18 protein-coding genes are annotated in these 18,571 nt (G+C 71.9%); 12 read left to right on the top strand and 6 right to left on the bottom strand.

The features are described 5' to 3' along the window. Positions 1-223, bottom strand: a 223-nt coding sequence (locus QJS33_RS28645) for a hypothetical protein (RefSeq protein ID WP_306371187.1), incomplete at its 3' end; no start/stop codon positions are given. A 254-nt stretch (positions 224-477) separates the two neighbouring features. Here QJS33_RS28645 and QJS33_RS28640 point away from each other — a divergent pair. Next, on the top strand, positions 478-1,854 hold the full coding sequence (locus tag QJS33_RS28640; RefSeq protein ID WP_306371186.1) for a dipeptidase: 1,377 nt from the start codon (positions 478-480) through the stop codon (positions 1,852-1,854). Between the two features lie 134 nt (positions 1,855-1,988). Beyond that, a complete protein-coding gene (nudC, locus tag QJS33_RS28635; protein WP_306371185.1) occupies positions 1,989-2,969 on the top strand; it encodes an NAD(+) diphosphatase in 981 nt (326 codons plus the stop codon). 129 nt (positions 2,970-3,098) lie between these two features. Here nudC and QJS33_RS28630 read toward each other — a convergent pair whose 3' ends face one another. Together QJS33_RS28630 and QJS33_RS28625 are read right to left on the bottom strand one after the other, a co-directional pair. Beyond that, complete coding sequence (locus QJS33_RS28630) at positions 3,099-3,587, bottom strand: ANTAR domain-containing protein (protein WP_306371184.1); 489 nt, start codon at positions 3,585-3,587, stop codon at positions 3,099-3,101. 105 nt (positions 3,588-3,692) lie between these two features. After that, a complete protein-coding gene (locus QJS33_RS28625) occupies positions 3,693-3,953 on the bottom strand; it encodes a mycoredoxin (RefSeq protein ID WP_306371189.1) in 261 nt (86 codons plus the stop codon). 295 nt (positions 3,954-4,248) lie between these two features. Between QJS33_RS28625 and QJS33_RS28620 the strand changes: the two genes are divergently transcribed. From QJS33_RS28620 to QJS33_RS28595, 6 genes are all read left to right on the top strand, one after another. Then, positions 4,249-6,378, top strand: a complete 2,130-nt coding sequence (locus QJS33_RS28620; RefSeq protein WP_306371188.1) for an ATP-dependent DNA helicase UvrD2 — start codon at positions 4,249-4,251, stop codon at positions 6,376-6,378. Further along, positions 6,375-7,289, top strand: a complete 915-nt coding sequence (gene tesB, locus QJS33_RS28615) for an acyl-CoA thioesterase II (RefSeq protein ID WP_306371183.1) — start codon at positions 6,375-6,377, stop codon at positions 7,287-7,289. The genes QJS33_RS28620 and tesB overlap by 4 nt, the downstream gene beginning before the upstream one ends. Before the next feature lie 204 nt (positions 7,290-7,493). Then, positions 7,494-7,892, top strand: coding sequence for a hypothetical protein (locus tag QJS33_RS28610; RefSeq protein WP_306371182.1), 399 nt, complete (start codon positions 7,494-7,496; stop codon positions 7,890-7,892). Positions 7,893-8,092: 200 nt separating this feature from the next. After that, positions 8,093-8,371 carry a WhiB family transcriptional regulator gene (locus QJS33_RS28605; RefSeq protein WP_306371181.1) on the top strand — a complete coding sequence of 93 codons (279 nt, stop codon included), beginning with the start codon at positions 8,093-8,095 and terminating at the stop codon, positions 8,369-8,371. Between the two features lie 58 nt (positions 8,372-8,429). Further along, the gene (locus QJS33_RS28600; RefSeq protein ID WP_306371190.1) at positions 8,430-8,591 is read left to right on the top strand and encodes a hypothetical protein; all 162 of its coding nucleotides are present in this window, start codon (positions 8,430-8,432) and stop codon (positions 8,589-8,591) included. 339 nt (positions 8,592-8,930) lie between these two features. After that, positions 8,931-9,503 (top strand): M48 family metallopeptidase, encoded by a 573-nt coding sequence (locus QJS33_RS28595; protein WP_306371180.1) that lies wholly within the window; start codon positions 8,931-8,933, stop codon positions 9,501-9,503. Positions 9,504-9,582: 79 nt separating this feature from the next. Here QJS33_RS28595 and QJS33_RS28590 read toward each other — a convergent pair whose 3' ends face one another. Both QJS33_RS28590 and QJS33_RS28585 read right to left on the bottom strand, forming a co-directional pair. Continuing rightward, on the bottom strand, positions 9,583-10,143 hold the full coding sequence (locus tag QJS33_RS28590) for an NUDIX hydrolase (protein ID WP_306371179.1): 561 nt from the start codon (positions 10,141-10,143) through the stop codon (positions 9,583-9,585). Continuing rightward, positions 10,144-11,574, bottom strand: a complete 1,431-nt coding sequence (locus tag QJS33_RS28585; RefSeq protein WP_306371178.1) for a zinc-dependent metalloprotease — start codon at positions 11,572-11,574, stop codon at positions 10,144-10,146. 123 nt (positions 11,575-11,697) lie between these two features. Here QJS33_RS28585 and QJS33_RS28580 point away from each other — a divergent pair, with 123 nt between their 5' ends. The 3 genes from QJS33_RS28580 (at position 11,698) to QJS33_RS28570 (ending at position 14,411) form a co-directional block, all read left to right on the top strand. After that, positions 11,698-12,762, top strand: coding sequence for an NAD-dependent epimerase/dehydratase family protein (locus QJS33_RS28580; protein ID WP_306371177.1), 1,065 nt, complete (start codon positions 11,698-11,700; stop codon positions 12,760-12,762). Positions 12,763-12,861: 99 nt separating this feature from the next. Beyond that, positions 12,862-13,299: a molybdenum cofactor biosynthesis protein MoaE gene (locus tag QJS33_RS28575; RefSeq protein WP_306371176.1), complete on the top strand. Its 438-nt coding sequence runs from the start codon at positions 12,862-12,864 to the stop codon at positions 13,297-13,299. Between the two features lie 35 nt (positions 13,300-13,334). Further along, positions 13,335-14,411 carry a PDZ domain-containing protein gene (locus QJS33_RS28570; RefSeq protein ID WP_306371175.1) on the top strand — a complete coding sequence of 359 codons (1,077 nt, stop codon included), beginning with the start codon at positions 13,335-13,337 and terminating at the stop codon, positions 14,409-14,411. Between the two features lie 268 nt (positions 14,412-14,679). Here the strand turns inward: QJS33_RS28570 and QJS33_RS28565 are convergent, their stop codons facing one another. After that, on the bottom strand, positions 14,680-15,186 hold the full coding sequence (locus tag QJS33_RS28565) for a PPA1309 family protein (RefSeq protein WP_306371174.1): 507 nt from the start codon (positions 15,184-15,186) through the stop codon (positions 14,680-14,682). A gap of 308 nt (positions 15,187-15,494) precedes the next feature. On the opposite strand from QJS33_RS28565, the gene QJS33_RS28560 reads away from it, so the two are divergent. Next, positions 15,495-18,455 (top strand): UPF0182 family protein, encoded by a 2,961-nt coding sequence (locus QJS33_RS28560; protein ID WP_372339735.1) that lies wholly within the window; start codon positions 15,495-15,497, stop codon positions 18,453-18,455. Positions 18,456-18,571 lie beyond the last annotated feature (116 nt).

The following is an 18,571-nucleotide window of genomic DNA, read 5'->3' as shown; positions in this document are numbered from 1 at the left end:
CCGTCCCCGGGCGGGCCCCGGCGGCCCGGGGGCAGGGGACCGGGACGACCGCGACGCCGGACGCCCCGTCGGCGGTCGGTCCCAGGACGGTCGGCGCGGTTCCGGCCGGGACGTCGAACACGAGCGTGTACTCGGTGCCGTTACCGGGGTCGCCCTCGTCGGTGAACAGGCACACCTCGTCCGCGGCCGCGAACCGGACGCCGTCCGCGGTGTAGGCGTACACACCGCTCCAGGAGTCGGCGGGCGGGCGCCCGGCCGACGTTCTGCGCCCGCACCGTCATCACGACGTACCCGCCGGAGGCCGTGTACCGCTCCCCGCAGGCGGCTGAAACACCCACCCTCTGTCGTGACTGCCGGAGTACGCGATGAGTGTGAACTATGTTCACGACATTTTGAGTGCGGATCCCTACGGGCGCCCGCGCATCCCGCCAGGTCTAAGGTCGGAAGCGACAAGGACGTCGAAACGAGGACACGAAGATGGACGTACGCACCTACATCGAGGACCACCGGGACGAGTTCCTCTCCTCCCTCAAGGAGTGGCTGGCGATCCCCTCGATCTCCGCGGATCCCGGGCACCACGACGACGTGCGCCGCTCCGCCCGCTGGCTGGCCGACCACCTCGCCGCCACGGGCTTCCCCACCGTCGAGGTCTGGGAGACCCCGGGCCTGCCCGCCGTGTTCGCCCAGTGGCCCGCCGCCGACCCCGACGCCCCCACCGTCCTCGTCTACGGCCACCACGACGTGCAGCCGGTCGACCCCGTCGAGGAGTGGGACACCCCGCCCTTCACCCCCACCGAGCGCGGCACCTCCCTGTACGGCCGCGGCGCCTCCGACGACAAGGGCCAGGTCCTCTTCCACACCCTCGGCCTGCGCGCCGCCCTGGCCGCCTCCGGCGCCGACGCCCCGCCGGTCACGATCAAGCTCCTGGTCGAGGGCGAGGAGGAGTCCGGCTCCGTCCACTTCGCCGAACTCATGAGGGCCAACCGCGCCCGCCTGGACTGCGACGTCGCCGTCATCTCCGACACCACCATGTGGGCGGCCGACACCCCGTCCATGTGCGTGGGCATGCGCGGCCTCACCGACGTCGAGATCTCCCTGTACGGCCCCGGCCGCGACCTGCACAGCGGCTCCTTCGGCGGTGCCGTCCCCAACCCGCTCAAGGCCATGAGCGACCTGCTCTCCGCCCTGCACGACGAGGACGACCGGATCGCGGTCCCCGGGTTCTACGACGGAGTCGTCGAGGCCGAGGCCGAGGAGCGCGAACTCATCTCCCGCCTGCCCTTCGACGAGAAGGAGTGGCTGGCCACCGCCGCCTCCACCGCCACGTGGGGGGAACGGGGCTACAGCACCCTGGAGCGGATCTGGCTGCGGCCCACCGCCGAGATCAACGGCATGTGGGGCGGGCACACCGGCGCCGGCGGCAAGACCATCGTCCCCCGCTCCGCCCACGCCAAGGTCAGCTTTCGCCTGGTGCCGGGCCAGGAACCGCTGGAGATCCAGGCCCGCGTCCGCGAGTTCGTCGAGGCCCGCGTCCCGGCCGGCCTGCGCGCCGAGCTGGAGTTCGGCGGCCCCGGCGTGCGGGCCTGCGCCTCCGACCTGTCCTCCACCGCCCTGAAGGCGGCCCGCCGCGCCATGGAGCGCGCCTTCGGCACCCCGGTCCTCTTCACCCGCGAGGGCGGCAGCGGCCCCGAGGCCGACATCGCCGACATCCTCGGCGCCCCGCTGGTGTTCGTCGCCGTGGGCCTGGACGAGGACAACATCCACGCGCCCAACGAGAAGGTCGAGACCCCGCTCCTGCTCAAGGGCGCCGAGAGCGTCGCCTACCTGTGGGAGGAACTGGGCGGCACGGCCTGAACAGGAGCCGGAACGACCCGCGGAACACGTTCCGGGGCCCGGGCATGCGACGGGCCCCGGCGGCGTTGTCCCTGTCAGTCGGCGGCCGCGCCCCACGGCGCGGCCCCGCTCCCGCACACTCCCCGGAAGGACCCATGCACGTCGACACCACCGCCTCCCGACCCGGCCCCGCCGCGCCCCGCCCCATGCTCTCCCGCGCCGCCGTCGACCCCGCCGCGCACCGGCGCACCGACCAGGCCTGGCTGGAGCGGGCGTGGCAGGACCCCGGCACCCGGGTCCTCGCCCTGGAGGGCGGAGACCCCACGAGCCACGGGTGGAAGGCCCTGATGGCCAAGCAGTCCCGGGCACTGGTCACCACCGACGGGGACCCCGCGCTGGTCCTCACCCCGCCGGAGGAGGCGCCCGAGGGCGAACGCTACCTGCTGGGGGTCGCCGACGGCCGCGCCTACTTCGCGGTGCGCTCCCCGGACGGACTCGTCGAACGCGCCGGCGCCCGGCCCGCCTCCCTGCGCGAGCTCGGCCCGCTGCTCAGCGACCACGACACCGGGCTGCTCACCCGCGCCGTCGCCCTGGCCAACTGGCACGCCACCCACGGGTTCTGCCCGGCCTGCGGCGCGCCCACGGTCATCTCCGCCGCCGGCCACCTGCGTCTGTGCGAGCAGGAGGGGCGCGAGCAGTTCCCGCGCACCGACCCGGCCGTCATCATGCTGGTCCACCGCGGACAGGGCGGGGACGAGCAGGTCCTGCTCGGCAACAACCCGCACTGGGACGCGCGCCGCTACTCCGTGCTGGCCGGCTTCGTCGACGCCGGTGAGTCCCTGGAGCAGGCGGTCGTCCGCGAGGTCGCCGAAGAGGCGGGGATCGTGGTCGAGGACCCCCGCTACCTGTCGTCGCAGCCGTGGCCGTTCCCGCGCAGCCTCATGGTGGGCTACACCGCGCGCGCCGTCGGCGAGACCGAACGCACCGACGACGAGATCGGCACCCTGCGCTGGTTCACCCGGACCGAACTGGCCGAGGCGGCGGCCACGGGTGAGATCGTGCTCCCCGGCTCCGTCTCGATCGCCCGCACCCTCATCGAGCACTGGCAGGGGGAGGCCCTCCCCGGCCAGTGGTGACCGAGGGGGCATCGCGCGGCGGCGGCCCGTCCGCCGACCCTCCCGACAGGGTCGGTGGTTTCGGCCGACCCCGGCTCCGCCGCGCCCGGGCACGAACCGGAGCGGAGCGGAGGTTCCAAGGGGCCGGGGTCAGTTGGAACCGGGGGAGACGCCCAACTCGTCCGGCAGCACCGTCAACGGGCTGGTACTGCTCTCCACCACGTCGCCCGCCAGGTCGGCGACCTTGCGGCCGCGCGAGCGAGCCGAGGAGCGCAGCCGCTCGAACGCCTCGCGCGGCGGCATGGTGTGCCGCTCCGCCAGGACGCCGATCGCCTGCTCCACCACCACGCGCGAGTGCAGCGCGTGCTCCAACTGGGCGATGGTGTGGCGCAGGCGCTCCACCTCCGTCGCCCCCTCCGGCGCCCGTCCGGGCGCCTGCGTCCGCCGGCGCTCACCGCCCGCCTCCGCGGTGAGCAGGTCGGCGAGGACCATCGCGCTCACCAGGTCGGGCAGTTCGTGCCCGTTGCCCACGCGCCACCCCGTCGGGGTGCGGCGCACCACGCCGACGTCGACCGCGTCGGCGACCGCTATGTCATGAGAACTCACGTCGTCCCCCAACTCAACACTCCCCGTCGTCATACGTCCGAGCCGTCCATGGCCGGGAGCGGTCGCACCGGGAGAGGCCCCCTCGGGGTCGCGGGGCGGCCGGTCCGCGGGCGGGACCCGCGGACCGGCTTCTCCGGGCTACGACAGCTCGGCCAGCTTCTGCTTCACCTGAGCGAGCGACGGGTTGGTCATCGCCGCTCCGTCACTGAAGACCACCGTCGGGACCGTTTGGTTCCCGTTGTTGACCTTCATCACGAGTTCCGCGGCCTCCGGGTGCTCCTCGATGTTCACCTCACGCCCGGTGATCCCCTCGCGTGCGAGCTGGCTCTTGAGCCGCTTGCAGTACCCGCACCAGGGGGTGGTGTACATCGTGAACTGGTCGGTGGCCGTGTTCGTCATCTCGCTCACGTTTCTCTTCGTCCTACGGTCGGCGTTCTCGCCCGGTCCCACATCCCAACACCGCGGGGCCCGGTCCGCTTCCCCCGACCGTGCGACACAACGTGGGACGCCTCACAGGGCGGGGTGGTTCTGAAATGTGTCGTTCGGCTCCGTGGCCGCAACCGGCCGTGGTCCTTCCGGCGATCCCCGCGAGAGGAGCCTGTGGACGAGTGCGGTTCCGTCCCCGGGGCGACCGATACTTGAGAGACTGACCCATCAGAACCGCACAACCGTCTCGACCATGTTCAGGAGCACCATGGACCCCGACCGCGTCCTGGAGGGACTGGACCCCGAGCAGACCCTGGCGGCGCGCGCGCTGCGCGGACCCGTGTGCATCCTGGCCGGTGCCGGAACGGGCAAGACCCGCGCGATCACCCACCGCATCGCCCACGCGGTCGCCGGCGGGGTCGTCTCCGAGCAGCAGATCCTCGCGGTCACCTTCACCACCCGCGCCGCCGGGGAGATGCGCGGACGGCTGCGCGCCCTGGGCGCCCCCCGCGTGCAGGCCCGCACCTTCCACGCCGCCGCGCTGCGCCAGCTCTCGTTCTTCTGGCCGCAGGTGATCGGCGGCGAGAAACCCACCCTCATCGAGAGCAAGATCCAGGCGGTGGCCCGCGCCGCCCACTCCGTGGGCGTGCAGCCCGACCGCACCGGCCTGCGCGACCTCGCCTCCGAGATCGAATGGGCCAAGGTCACCCAGGTCCGCCCCACCGACTACGAGCGCGCCGTGGCCAAGGCGTCCCGGCAGGCGCCGCTGCCCGCGGGCGAGGTCGCCCGGGTCTTCGAGGCGTACGAGGAACTGCGCCGTGAGCACAACCTGCTCGACTTCGAGTCCATGCTCGAACTCACCGCGGGCATGATCAACGAGTACCCGGCCATCGCCCAGCGGGTCCGCGAGCAGTACCGCTACTTCGTCGTGGACGAGTTCCAGGACGTCAACCCGTTGCAGAAACTCCTGCTCGACGCCTGGCTGGGCGACCGCGACGACCTGTGCGTGGTCGGCGACCCCAGCCAGACCATCTACTCGTTCGCCGGGGCCACCCCCGCCTACCTCACCGGGTTCGCCGCCCGCTACCCGCACGCCACCGTCGTGGAACTGGTCCGCGACTACCGCTCCACCCCCCAGGTGGTGCGGGTCGCCAACCACGTCATCTCCCAGGCCAGGGGCACCACCTCCGCCGGGCACCTCACCCTCCAGGCCCAGCGCCCCGACGGCCCCGACCCCGTCTACCAGGAGTACGACGACGAGCCGGCCGAGGCCACCGGGGTCGCCCGCAAGATCCGCGCACTGATGGAGGAGGGCGTCCCGGCCGGGGAGATCGCCGTCCTGGTGCGCATCAACGCCCAGTCCGCCGCCTACGAGCAGGCCCTCACCGACCAGGGCATCCCGTTCAGCGTGCGCGGCACCACCCGGTTCTTCGAGCGCCCCGAGATCAAGCAGGCCGTGCACCTGCTGCGCGGCGCCCGCCACGAGGCGGCCGGGGAGGAGCCCGCCCCGCTCATCGCCACCGTGCGCCAACTGCTGGGGCAGATCGGCCTCACCGACACCGCGCCCGAGGGCCGCCAGGCCCGCGAACGCTGGGAGTCGCTGACCGCGCTGGCCCAGCTGGCCGAGGACATGGCGGCCAAGCCGCACCCCGGGGGCGCCCCGGTCACCATGAACGACCTGGTCGAAGAACTCGACGTGCGCATCTCCACCGAGCACGCGCCCGGGTTCGAGGGCGTCACCATCGCCTCCCTGCACGCCGCCAAGGGCCTGGAGTGGGACGCGGTGTTCCTGGTCGGCCTCACCGAGGGCATGATGCCGATCATCTACGCCGAGACCGACGAACAGGTCGAGGAGGAGCGCCGCCTCTTCTACGTCGGCGTCACCCGCGCCCGCGAACACCTGGCGATGTCGTGGTCCCTGGCCCGCTCCCCGGGCGGCCGCAAGACCCGCAAGCCCTCCCGGTTCCTGGACGGCCTGCGCCCGGCGTCCCCCAGCACCGCCGCCCGCCGGGCCGAGCGCCGACGCGGCGGCCCCGCCCGCTGCCGGGTCTGCGGGAACACCCTGGCCGACGCGGCCGAACGCAAACTCGGTCGCTGCCTGGACTGCCCCTCCAGTTACGATGAGGCGCTGCTGGAGCGCCTGCGCGACTGGCGGCGCGCGGTCTCCCAGGAGCAGAAGGTCCCCGCCTACGTGATCTTCACCGACGCGACCCTCCAGGCGATCGCCGAGCAGGAGCCCTCCGGGGTCCCGCAGCTGTCGGCGGTGTCCGGTGTCGGGCCGGCGAAACTCGACCGCTACGGTGAGGCGGTGCTCGCGCTGGTCGCCGGCGCCGAACCCGCCGAAGTCATGGAAGGTCGGGACGCTCCCGACGGCGAAGAGGAGGATGTGACCGGATGAGCGACAGAGCCGACGAGACCCGGCGGGACCAGTCGGTGGCCGACCTGCTGGCGGTTCTGGACCTGGAGCGGATCGAGGTCAACATCTTCCGGGGCAACAGCCCCCAGGAGGGCCCCCAGCGGGTCTTCGGCGGGCTGGTCGCCGGCCAGGCCCTGGTGGCCGCGGGCCGGACCGCGCCGGAGGACCGGTACGTCCACTCCCTGCACGCCTACTTCATCCGCCCCGGCGACCCCGAGGTGCCGATCGTCTACGAGGTGGACCGGGTCCGCGACGGCCGCTCGTTCACCACCCGCCGGGTGGTCGCCGTCCAGCACGGCAAGCCGATCTTCACCCTGTCGGCCTCCTTCCACAAGGAGGAGCCGGGACTGGACCACCAGATCCCGATGCCCGACGTGCCCCCGCCCGAGGACCTGCCCAGCACCCGCGAGCGGCTGCGCGCCGAGTTCGGCCGGGTTCCGGGGTTCGTGCGCTGGCACCCCATCGAGCTGCGCCCGGTGGGACCGCTGTCCTACGAGGCCGAACGCGATCCCCGGTTGCGCACCCCGGTCAACCCGGTGTGGCTCAAGGTCGACGGCAAGCTGCCCGACGACCGGCTCACCCAGGTGTGCCTGATGACCTACGCCTCCGACCTCACCCTGCTGGACACCGTGCTGCTGCGCCACGGGCGGTCCTTCGCCGGGATCTCCATGGCGAGCCTGGACCACGCCATGTGGTTCCACCGGCCGTTCCGCGCCGACGAATGGCTGCTCTACGCGCAGGAGACCCCCAGCGCCCAGGGCGCCCGCGGACTGGCCCGCGGCCTGGTCTACACCCGCGACGGGCAACTGGTGTGCTCGGTGGTGCAGGAGGGGCTGATCCGGGTCGTGGACGCCGAGGGCTGGTCCGACGCCCTGCGCCCCGACCCCTCGTGACCGCTACCGGTCACGAGGGGTACGGCAACACCGCGAGAACCCCGGTGATTCCCGGGATCTCGTGGCCGGATGAGGACGTTTTCCCAGGTCAAAAATAGGTTGCTAGTTTTCGTGGGCGACCCGTAGTCTGTACATCGTCGCCAGGACCGCTCTATGGCGCGGGAGGGATCCCGTCGCCCGACTGTGAAGGAGGTGCCCGATCAAATGATGACCACGAGCTTCGCTTCGGCCGTGTCGTCCCGTCAGCAGTGGCTGAACGCCGTTTCGGGCACCGCACTGTCCTGCGGTCTGCCCGGCGGCTCCGCCCTGCGCGGTGAGCGCGCCATCGCCGGCGATGCCCTGAGCGGCATCGGCCTGGCCTCGGCCAAGGGTGCCGCTCTGCGCGGCACCGGTGTCGAGGGGACCGGTCTGGGCTTCGGAGGCTTCGGCGTCCGGCCCCAGGCGACCGTGATCCTCGTCGCCGAGCACGAGTCCAACGGCAGTGGTGTGTCCACCGGCTTCGAGAGCGCCCGTGACCGCGGCGAACTCATGACGGCTCGCACCGAAGGAACCCCGCGCCGCTACGGCGCACCGGGGAAGTGTCCACGGAGGAACCCGGCCTAGCAGGCCGAAGGTCTCCATCCGTGGCCGCGGTCCCCGATTCGGGGCCGCGGCTTTCTTTGTATCCTCGTCCGCTCGATCTCCCCCGGGGAGCCAGAGCAGGCGTCCGCATCGCAAGTCAGGTCCCGCACCGGAACCGCATCCGGTGAACCGAGAACACCGACCGCGTTGTACGAGACGAACAAAGATCTTGGAGGGCACCGATGCTCGCGTCGGTCCTGGAAACGCCCTGGCTGGGCGAGACCGAAATCCCCTGCCGTATGCAGCCCGACCTGTTCTTCGCCGAGGCCCCCGCCGACGTCGAGGCGGCCAAGGCCCTCTGCGGCGCCTGCCCGGTCCGGGAGCAGTGCCTGTCCGACGCCCTGGACCGCAAGGAGCCCTGGGGTGTCTGGGGAGGCCAGCTCCTCGTCGCCGGCCAGGTCGTGGCGCGCAAGCGCCCGCGCGGACGCCCCCGCAAGAACCCGGCTCCGGTCGCGGCCTGACCGGTCGTCCCGAACTCCACCGCAGTACCCGACAGAACCCCGAAGGACTGAACAAGACATGATGATCCTGGAACTCCTGGACAAGACCAACGAGAAGAGCGCCGAGAACCGCGAACGCCAGGGCGTCCGCCTGACGGCGCGGGAGATGCGCGCACGCCAGCGCGAGCAGCGCCGTGCGGAGGACGCGCTCATGGAAATCGCGTGGTCACGCCTGTGTTGACGGGGTGATCGGGCGCGGTGGTGACCGGAGGTGACCACCGCGCCGGGCCCGATCGACAACGGCGGACACATGCGGGACCGGTGCGGGACCGGACGGTGATCCTCGAAAGAGGGTCACCGTCCGGTCTCTTTTCGGTGTACGGAGAATAAAGGAATCCTCCGGAACGGGCTCGGAAAGGCTCTCCGGAGAGGGACGGAACACCCCAGGTCAAGCCGGAACGCACGACGGGGTCGGGTTTTCCGCCCGTCGGGTCCGTTCTCGCCGAGGCGACGAAATCAAAGACATAACAGGACAACACACTCCTGTTCGAGAGCGCCGTCCTCGGCTACCGTAAAGTTCGTGCCCTCGAACACCAAAATCGAGGTGCGACGCAGTCCTCGCCGCCGGCGCACCGTGTCGGCCTACAGGGACGGGGACACGACCGTCGTCCTCGTGCCCGCGACGTTCTCCCGCGCAGAGGAAAAGCGCTGGGTGGGACGCATGCTGCAACGGCTGGAGGCGCGCGAGGAACGCCGTCGCCCCGGTGACGGGGAACTCCACGAACGCGCGGTCGAACTCGCCCGCCGTTATCTGGACGGCACCCGGCTGCCGGACAGCGTCCGCTGGGTCGACAACCAGAATTCCCGCTGGGGTTCGTGCACCCCCGACACCCGCACGATCCGCATCTCCCGACGCGTCGCCGGAATGCCCTCCTGGGTGGTCGACTACGTCCTCATCCACGAACTCGCGCACCTGTTCATCCCGCACCACGGCTCGGAGTTCTGGGAACTGGTGCACCGCTACCCCAAGGCCGAGCGCGCCCGCGGCTACCTCGAGGGATTCAGCGCCGGATCGCGCTCCGAGCCCTGTGAGCCCGGCCTCGCCCCCGACGAGGAGACGCTCACCGACGCCGAGGTCGCCCTCGAAGAGTGAACCCCGACCGGGCCCGCCGCACCCGACCCGGAGGAACCGGACGACGGTCCGGCCGCACCGTGCCGCCGGCCGTGCGGTGTCAGCGGGCGGCGGCGCGGCGCGCGGCGACGGCCGCCGCGGCGGCCGACACCAGGGAACGGGTGACCTCGTCGGTGGGCTCGGGGAGCGCGTCGATCGGGAACCAGCCCAGGTCGGCGGACTCGTCCGGGTCGATCACCGGTTCCGCCCCGGCCGGGGCCAGCACCGCGTACTGCACGTCCAGGTGGAAGCTCCCGCCGCCGCAGGGCACCGCGTGGCGGTCCAGCCGGATCGGCCCGGGCAGCAGTTCCAGATCCGGGATGCCGGACTCCTCGGTCGCCTCGCGCAGCGCGGCCTCCGCCAGCGTGGCGTCCTGCGGCTCGCAGTGCCCGCCGGTCTGTAGCCACATCCGGTGGACGCGGTGCAGGGTCAGCACCACCCGGTCGCCCCCGGCGGAGATGACCGCCGAACTGGCGGTGATGTGCCCCGGCAGGCAGCCCCGCCACATCGCGTCCCCGTGGGCGTCCAGGTGCGCCACGTACGCGCGGCGCAGCTCCTCCTGGCGTGCGTCGGGGGCGGCCCAGGCGGACAGCACCGCCCGGGCGTCGGCGTGCAGCGACACCTAGGAGTCCTCTCCCGGCTCGTCCTTCTTCTTCTGCTCCGGCTCGTCCCCGGCGACCGCCTCACCGGAGGCCCCGGGGGCGTCGCCGGTGAGCGTGGAGATGTCGAAGTCGGATTCGGTGAACGCCCCGCCGCTGACGAACGCCGCCGGGTCGTCCAGGTCCTCACCGCTCGGCATCAGGTCCGGATGCTGCCACACGGCGTCGCGCCCGTCGATCCCGCGCGCCTCCTCCAGCGCCTTCCACAGGGCCTGCGCCTCGCGCAGCCGCCGCGGACGCAGCTCCAGCCCGACCAGGGCCGCGAAGGTGTGCTCGGCCGGACCGCCGGTGGCCCGGCGCCGCCGGGTCGCCTCGGCCAGGGCGTCCGCCTGCGGCAGCCGCCCGGTCACCGCGCCCGACACCACGGCCGCCACCCAGCCCTCGATGAGCGCCAGCGTGGTCTCCAGCCGGTTCAGCGCCGCCTTCTGCTGCGGGGTGTCCTCGGGCTGGAACATGCCCTGGCCGCCCAGCACCTCCTGGAGCGACTCGGGGTTGCTGACGTCGATCTCACCGAGCCGGTCCTCCAGGCCGCTGATGTCGAAGGACATCCCGTCGGCGTACTCGGCGACCAGCCGGAACACGTGCGAGCGCAGCCACGGCACGTGCGAGTACAGCCGGTGCACCGCCGCCTCGCGCGCGGCCAGGTACAGCCGCACCTCGTCGTCGGGGATCTGTAGGCCCTCACTGAACTTGGCGACGCCCAGCGGCAGCAGCGCCGCGCTGCCCTCGCCGGCCAGCGGCAGTCCGATGTCGGCGGTGCCCACGACCTCCTGGGAGAGCTCGCCCACGGCCTGGCCCGCCTGCTGGCCGACCATCATGCCGCCCATCTGCTGGATCATGCCGAGCAGGGGACCGGCGACCGACCGCATCTCCTCGGGCAGGCTCTGCCCCATGGATTTGACGGTCTTGCTGGTCAGCGGATCGCACAGCTGCGCCCAGGAGTCCATGGTCTTCTCGACCCACTCCGAGCGGCTCCACGCCTGCGCCGTCTGCACGCCCGAGGGCAGCGAGGTGGACTGGTCCAGCCACAGGTCGCCCAGGCGCAGCGCCTCCTGGACCTTGGCGTAGTCTCCGGGCGGCACACTGGGGTCGCCCTTCTGCGAGACGACCTGCCGCGCTATGTCCTTGGCCATACTCCAGTCGATGCCGGAGCCCGTGCCCTGTCCGGCGGCGGGGCCGCCGGGGGCCGGCTGGGCCGACATCATGTCGGCGAACCGGCGCAGCATGTCGGCCATCTGCTGCGGGTCGCCGAACGGGAATCCTTCGGGTGTTCCGGAGTCCCCTCCGCCCGGGCGGCCGCTGCCGGCACCACCCGAGCCGGAGTCGCCAGAGCGGCGTCCGGACTCGTCATCGGGATCGTTCGGCATGCTGAAACCGAAAGGCAGGTCGCTCACAATCAGACCTCAGGCAGGATTAGGTTTGGTCTCCACTGTCACGTTAGCTGGGAGTCGCCCGGAGTGAATACCGAAAGCAGCCAGGTTCGCCCAGAGCACAGCCGGTCCGGAGGGGCCGGCGCGGTGGTCGCGGTCACCGGCGCGGCCTCCGGAGTAGGCAGGCTCCTCGTGCAACGCCTGGCGACACCGGAAGGTTCCACGGCCCCGCGCGAGGTCATCGCCATCGACGACGAGTTCGCCGACCTGCGCGGCGTCACCTGGCGCATCGCCGACGTCTGCGACCCGGGGCTGGTCTCGCGGCTGGACGGGGTGGACGTGCTGGTGCACACCGCCGACGACCGCTCCCCGGACACACGGCCCGCGGACCGGCGCGCCCACAACATCCGGGCGGCGCAGACGGTCCTGACCGCCGCGGCCGCCTCCGGTGTACCGCGCGTGCTCCTGATCACCAGCACCATGGTCTACGGGGCGGCCCCGGACAACCCGGTCCCGCTGCCGGAGAACACCGCCCGCGTCTCGGACAACAGCGACGGCCTCATGGGCGACTTCGCCGAGGTCGAGGCGCTGGCCGAACGCGCCCGCCGGGCCCACCCCGGGCTCACCGTCACCGTGGTGCGCCCCGCGCCCCTGGTCGGGCCCGGGCTGGACACCCTGCTCAGCCGCCACTTCTCGGCGCCGCGCCTGCTCACCGTCAAGGGGCACGAGCAGCACTGGCAGTTCTGCCACATCGAGGACCTGGCCGGGGCGCTGGCGTTCTGCGCCCTGCACGGGGTGGACGGCCCCGACGGTGTGGTCGCGGTCGCCAGCGGCGGCTCCCTCACCCAGGACCAGGTGGAGGAGATCGCCGGGATGAAGCACTTCGAGGTGCCCGCCAACCTCGCCTTCGGCACGGTCCGCCGCCTGCACCAGGCCAGGATCACCCCCGCGGCGGAAGGGGAGCTGAAGTTCCTCGTCTTCCCGTGCGTGGTGGACTGCGCGGTGCTGCGCGAGGCCGGGTGGAAGCCCGTCCACGACAGCGAGGCCGCGCTGGCGAGCCTGCTGGAGTCCCGCGGCAGGCCGGCCCTGGTGGGCCGCAGCATCGGCCGCAAGGAGGTCGCCGTCACCGCCGCCGGGGCCGCGGGCGCCGCGGCGGCCGCCATCGGGACCGCCGTCACCATTCGCCACCTGCGCAAGCGCAAGGGCGGCTGACCCGGGCCCGGCCACCGGGACCCCGTGGCCGCGGCGCGCTCCGGCACCCGGACCGATCACCCGTGACGTGCGGCGAGGGGCGGTTGGTACCTTCTAGGAGTGGAACAGATCACTCTCGCCTCGGTGCGCGACACCCCTCTTTCGGTGGACGAGGTCCTCGCGGCCGTCCAACACCCCCGTGCCGGCGGCACCGCCGTCTTCATCGGCACCGTCCGCGACCACGACCACGGGCGCGACGTGGCCCGGCTGGGCTACTCGGCGCACCCCACCGTCGAGGCCATGCTGAGGTCGGTCATGGAGAAGGTGCTCGCCGACACCTCCGTCCCGGGCCGCCCCGTGGTCAGGCTCGCCGCCGTCCACCGGGTCGGCGACCTGGAGATCGGCGACCTCGCCGTCGTCGTCGCGGCCGCCGCCGCGCACCGGGAGGAGGCGTTCGCCGCCTGCCGCAGGCTGATCGACGACCTCAAGGCCCAGGTGCCCATCTGGAAGCACCAGGCGTTCGCCGACGGCGACCAGGAGTGGGTGGGGACGCCCTGACGCGCCCCTGCCCCGGCGGCAATAAGGTGTGCAGCATGCTTCGTCGTGTCACGACCCTCGTCGTCGCCCTCGTCCTGCTCATCGGGCTCGGGCTCGGTAGCCGTTTCCTGCCGATGCCGTACCTGGTGGCCGGGCCGGGGGTCACCCTGGACACGGTGGGCCGCACCGAGGACGGGCCGGTCATCGAGATCGAGGGCGCCGAGAGCTACGAGCACGAGGGCTCGCTGTCGATGGTCACCGTTCAGTACGCGGGCGGCCCCCAGCACCGGCTCGACTTCTTCACGGTCGTGCGCGCCTGGCTGTCGCCGACCGAGGCGGTCATGCCCGAGGAGCTGCTCTTCCCCGCCGGGCGCAGCCCCGAGGAGGTCAGCGAGCGGCAGGCCGTCCAGATGAACGACTCCCAGACCAACGCCACCGCCGCCGCCCTCAACGAGGTCGGCATGGCCTACGACGCGGTCCCGGTGGTCGCCGACGTGGTCGAGGACATGCCCGCCGAGGGCCTGGTCGAGCCGGGTGACGTCATCGTCGCCGTCGACGGCGAGGAGGTCGAGACCCGCTCCGAGGGCGAGCCCGGCGCCACCGTCGGCAGCGCCGCCGTCGTGGAGCGTGTGGGTGAGCGCGAACCCGGCGACCCCGTCGTCCTGACCCTGGACCGCGGCGGCGAAGAGGTCGACGTGGAACTGGTCACCGCCGAGGGCGACCAGGGCCGGGCCGCGGTCGGCATCCTCATCGCCGACGAGATGGACTTCCCCATCGAGGTCGACATCACCGTCGGCGACATCGGCGGACCCAGCGCCGGGATGATGTTCGCCCTGGGCATCATCGACCGGCTCAGCGAGGAGGGCCTCACCGGCGGCGCCGCCGTCGCCGGGTCGGGCACCATCGACTCCGCGGGCGAGGTCGGCGGGGTCAGCGGCATCCCGCAGAAGATGGTCAGCGCCCAGCGGGACGGGGCCGACTACTTCCTGGTCGCCGCCGACAGCTGCTCCCAGGTCGCCCAGTCCGCCGCCTACGGCGAACTGGAGGTCGTCCGGGTCGAGACCCTCACCGACGCGGTGGAGGCCCTGGAGACCATCCGCACCGGCGAGGGCGACCTGCCCCGCTGCGAGTAGGTGCGCCGACCACAGCGGTCGGATCCGGACCGGTGGCGATTCGACGGCGGGAGAGGGCTTCCGACACAGGTGCGGATCGTCGGGACCGACACCCGAAGAGGGCCGGGAGGTCCTCTCGCCTCCCGCGCGACCGACCTCCCGGGTCGATACGGCTAGGCCCCGGCCGTGGGCGGCCCCGCGGTGCCCCGTTTCCCGGGGGCGGCGGCTCCGTACGGCCATGCCCGGTCCCCTGATCGGGCAGGCCGCGGGCCGGGAGGCCGAACGCGGCTCAACCGTCCAGGTCGAGGGTGAGGGCCAGGGCCGAGGTGAGCGCCGGGACGAGGTCGGCGCCGTTGAGGACCGCCTCCTCGCTGTCGTGGCTGCGCATGCGTAGCGCACAGTGCCGCGAGCCGTCCCTCAGCACGCCCGCGACCATGCGGATCTCCTCGGTCTCCCGGCCCTGGGCGGTGGCGTCCTCGCCGGGGGAGAGGGTCTCGTCGGAGCCCTTCACCACCAGCCGCTCCATGACCAGGGCGCAGCCGACCACCCCGTCCGGCCACATGATGCGGCCCAGCGCCTCCTCCAGCGGCAGGTCGGTCGGGAGCGGGTCCTGCTCGACCGGGGTCAGCTCACCGGGGTCCGGGGCGCCGGAGACGCCCAGCATCTCGGCGAGGGCGGGCTCGGCGGCCAGCAGTTCGGCCGTCGGCACCAGGGCGTACAGGCCCAGAGGCCGGTCCCACCCCTGCTCGGCGGCGTGGCGTTCGAGGTCCATGACGGCTTCGCGAATGTTCGACACGTTCCCATAGTGGCCGATGCGGGAACCTCGCCGCTCCCGTTCGTGGACAGTAGGGTCACAAAGGGACCATGTGTGATCGTGGGGTTGCCGGGCCGATACACCAACGATGCGGCCTTGTCACCCCCATGGGACAGGTTTCGGGAACTCCGAAGGGTCGAAGTGAAGTTCTCCGTAAACAAGGCGCTGCACGCGCACCGAAAGCACCTAACAAGCCATAACGAGGGGGAGGCGTGAGCTTCCGATCGCCCGGCGCACCACCTGCGCGCATGCCTCGTCGATCAAGGTTGCTCGCGCCAGTCGCGGCGACCGTGGTCGTCATCATCGCGGGGTTGATGTTCGCCGCGAACTTCTGGACCGACTACATGTGGTTCCAGTCCGTCGGCTTCACCTCGGTCTTCCTGACCGAACTCTGGACACGGGTGCTGCTGTTCGCCGTGGCCGCGGTGGTGATGGCCGTCATCGTCGGCGCCAGCATCTTCTTCGCCTACCGGGCACGCCCCGGTATCCGGCCGATGAGCCTGGAGCAGCAGGGACTGGACCGCTACCGGCAGTCCATCGACCCGCACCGCAAGCTCTTCTTCTGGATCGCCGTGGGTGCCCTGGCCCTGCTGTCCGGCGCCGCGGCCAGCGGTGACTGGCGGTCCTACCTACAGTTCGTCAACGGCGTGGACTTCGGGGTGAACGACCCCGAGTTCGGGATGGACGTCGCGTTCTTCGCCTTCGTCTACCCGTTCCTGCGGATCCTGCTCGGCTACCTCTACGCCGCCGTGATCCTGGCCTTCATCGCCGCGGTCATCGTCCACTACCTGTACGGCGGCGTCCGCCTCCAGAACGACACCGGTCAGCGCGCCACCCCCGCGGCCCGGGTGCACCTGTCGGTGCTGCTCGGCCTCTTCGTGCTGCTGCGCGCCGGGTCGTACTGGCTGGACCGGTACGGGCTGGTGTTCTCCGAGCGCGGCTACACCTTCGGCGCCTCGTACACCGACGTGAACGCGGTCAAGACCGCCCTGACGATCCTCACCGTCATCTCGGTCATCTGCGCCGTGCTGTTCTTCGCGAACATCTACTTCAAGAACACCATGGTCCCGGTGGCCAGCCTCGGCCTGCTGGTGCTGTCCGCCGTGATCGTCGGCGTCGCCTACCCCGAGATCGTCCAGCGCTTCCAGGTCAGCCCCAACGAGCAGCGCTTGGAGAGCGACTACATCCAGCGCAACATCGACAGCACGCGGGCGGCGTACGACGTCGAGGACGCCGAGGTGGAACCCTACGACGCCACCACCCAGATGAGCGCCGAGGACCTGGTCCAGGAGGCGCAGGGCACCACCGTCCGGCTGGCCGACCCCTCCGTGGTCTCGCAGACCTTCCAGCAGATGCAGCAGGTCCGCGGCTTCTACCAGTTCCCCGAGGTGCTGGAGGTCGACCGCTACCCGGACACCGACGGCAACCTGATCGACACGATCGTCGCCGTCCGCGAGCTCGACGGCCCCCCCTCGGACCAGGACAACTGGCTCAACCGGCACCTGATCTACACCCATGGCTTCGGCTTCGTCGCCGCCGCCGGTACCCAGATCGACGCCGAGGGCCGCCCGGTCTTCACCGAGTACAACATCCCGCCGCGGGGCGAGCTCAGCGATGTCGTCGGCGACTACCAGGAGCGCGTCTACTACGGCCGTGAGGGCGCCGACTACGTCATCGTCCAGGCCGAGGAGGAGTACGACTACCCCCTCGACGAGGAGGGCGAGACCCCTGACGTCTCCACCCCGGAGGACGCGGTCGACCCCGAGGTGAGCCCCACCCCGGACGACGCCCAGGCCCCGGCCGACGCTGACGCCGAGACCACCGAGGAGGAGGCCCCGGCCGAGGGCGAGGCCACCGAGGAGGGCACCGGGTCCTCCGCCGGCTCGCAGCAGTACAACCGCTACGACGGCGGCGGCGGCGTGCAGCTGGACTCGTTCTTCGAGCGGATCCTGTACGCGATCAAGTACCAGGAGCCCAACATCCTGCTCAACAGCGCGATCACCGACGACTCGCGCATCCTGTACGAGCGGGACCCGCTGGACCGGGTCGAGAAGGTCGCGCCGTTCCTCACGGTGGACAGCCGCCCCTACCCGGCGGTCGTCGACGGCAAGATCGTGTGGATCGTGGACGCCTACACCACGTCCAACAACTACCCGTACGCCAACCGGATCGACTTCACCCAGGCGGTCACCGACACCTTCACGGACGGGACGCTCACGCAGGTCAGCACGCTGCCCGGCAACCAGGTCAACTACATCCGCAACTCGGTCAAGGCCACCGTGGACGCCTACGACGGCACGGTCACGCTGTACGCCTGGGACGAGGAGGACCCGGTCCTCCAGACGTGGATGGGGGCCTTCCCCGGCGCCATCGTGAGCCAGGACGAGATGAGCGACGAGCTCGTTGACCACCTGCGCTACCCGGACGACCTGTTCAAGGTGCAGCGCGAGATCATGCGCGAGTACCACGTGACCGACCCGGCCGCCTACTACGGCGGCCAGGACTTCTGGGCGGTGCCCAACGACCCGACCGGCGCCACCGACCGGCCCGAGTCGCCCTACCGCCAGACCATCCAGTACCCGGGAGAGGAGGAGGCCAGCTTCTCGCTGACCGCCACCTACGTGCCCCGGGGCCGGGAGAACCTGGCGGCGTTCATGGCCGTCAACAGCGACCCGCGCTCGGAGGACTACGGGCAGCTGAAGCTGCTGGAGCTGCCGCGCAGCACCGTCATCTTCGGTCCCGGGCAGGTCCAGAACGCGTTCGACGCCGACGCCAACGTCCGCGAGGTGCTGCTCCCGCTGGAGCAGTCCAACGCCGAGGTGACCCGGGGCAACCTGCTCACCCTGCCGTTCGCGGGCGGCCTGCTCTACGTCGAGCCGCTGTACGTGCAGGCGGGCGGCGGCGGTGCCGCGTCCTTCCCGCTGTTGCAGCAGGTCATGGTCGGCTTCGGTGAGGAGGTCGCCATCGGCAGCAACCTCCCCGACGCGCTGAGCAACCTGTTCGACGGGGCGGAGGCCCCGCCGGAGACCGACGGTGGGGAGGAGGCCCCGGAAGAGGAGACTCCCGAGGAGGAGGCCCCCGACTCCGAGGCCGGTGCCGGCGGCGACGACCAGGACCTCACCGAGGCCCTCAACGAGGCGGTGGAGGCCTGGGAGGACGCCCAGGACGACCAGGAGGAGGCGAACGACCGTCTCCGCGAGGCCCTGGAGGCCATCGAGGAGGCGCTCGCCGAGGAGGAGGGCGGCAACTAGCCTCCCTGGCGGGCGGGGCGCCGACGTCCCGCCCGCCGTTCCGCGCCGATCCGGGGCGGGGCCCGTAAGGGTCCCGCCCCGTCGGCGTTCCCGGGGGCGCCGACGGGGCGTGTGCC

The organism is Nocardiopsis sp. CC223A (genome assembly GCF_030766825.1).
GTDB lineage: Bacteria > Actinomycetota > Actinomycetes > Streptosporangiales > Streptosporangiaceae > Nocardiopsis.
The sequence above is the reverse complement of the archived record's forward strand: the minus strand, read 5'-3'. Positions and strand labels throughout refer to the sequence as shown.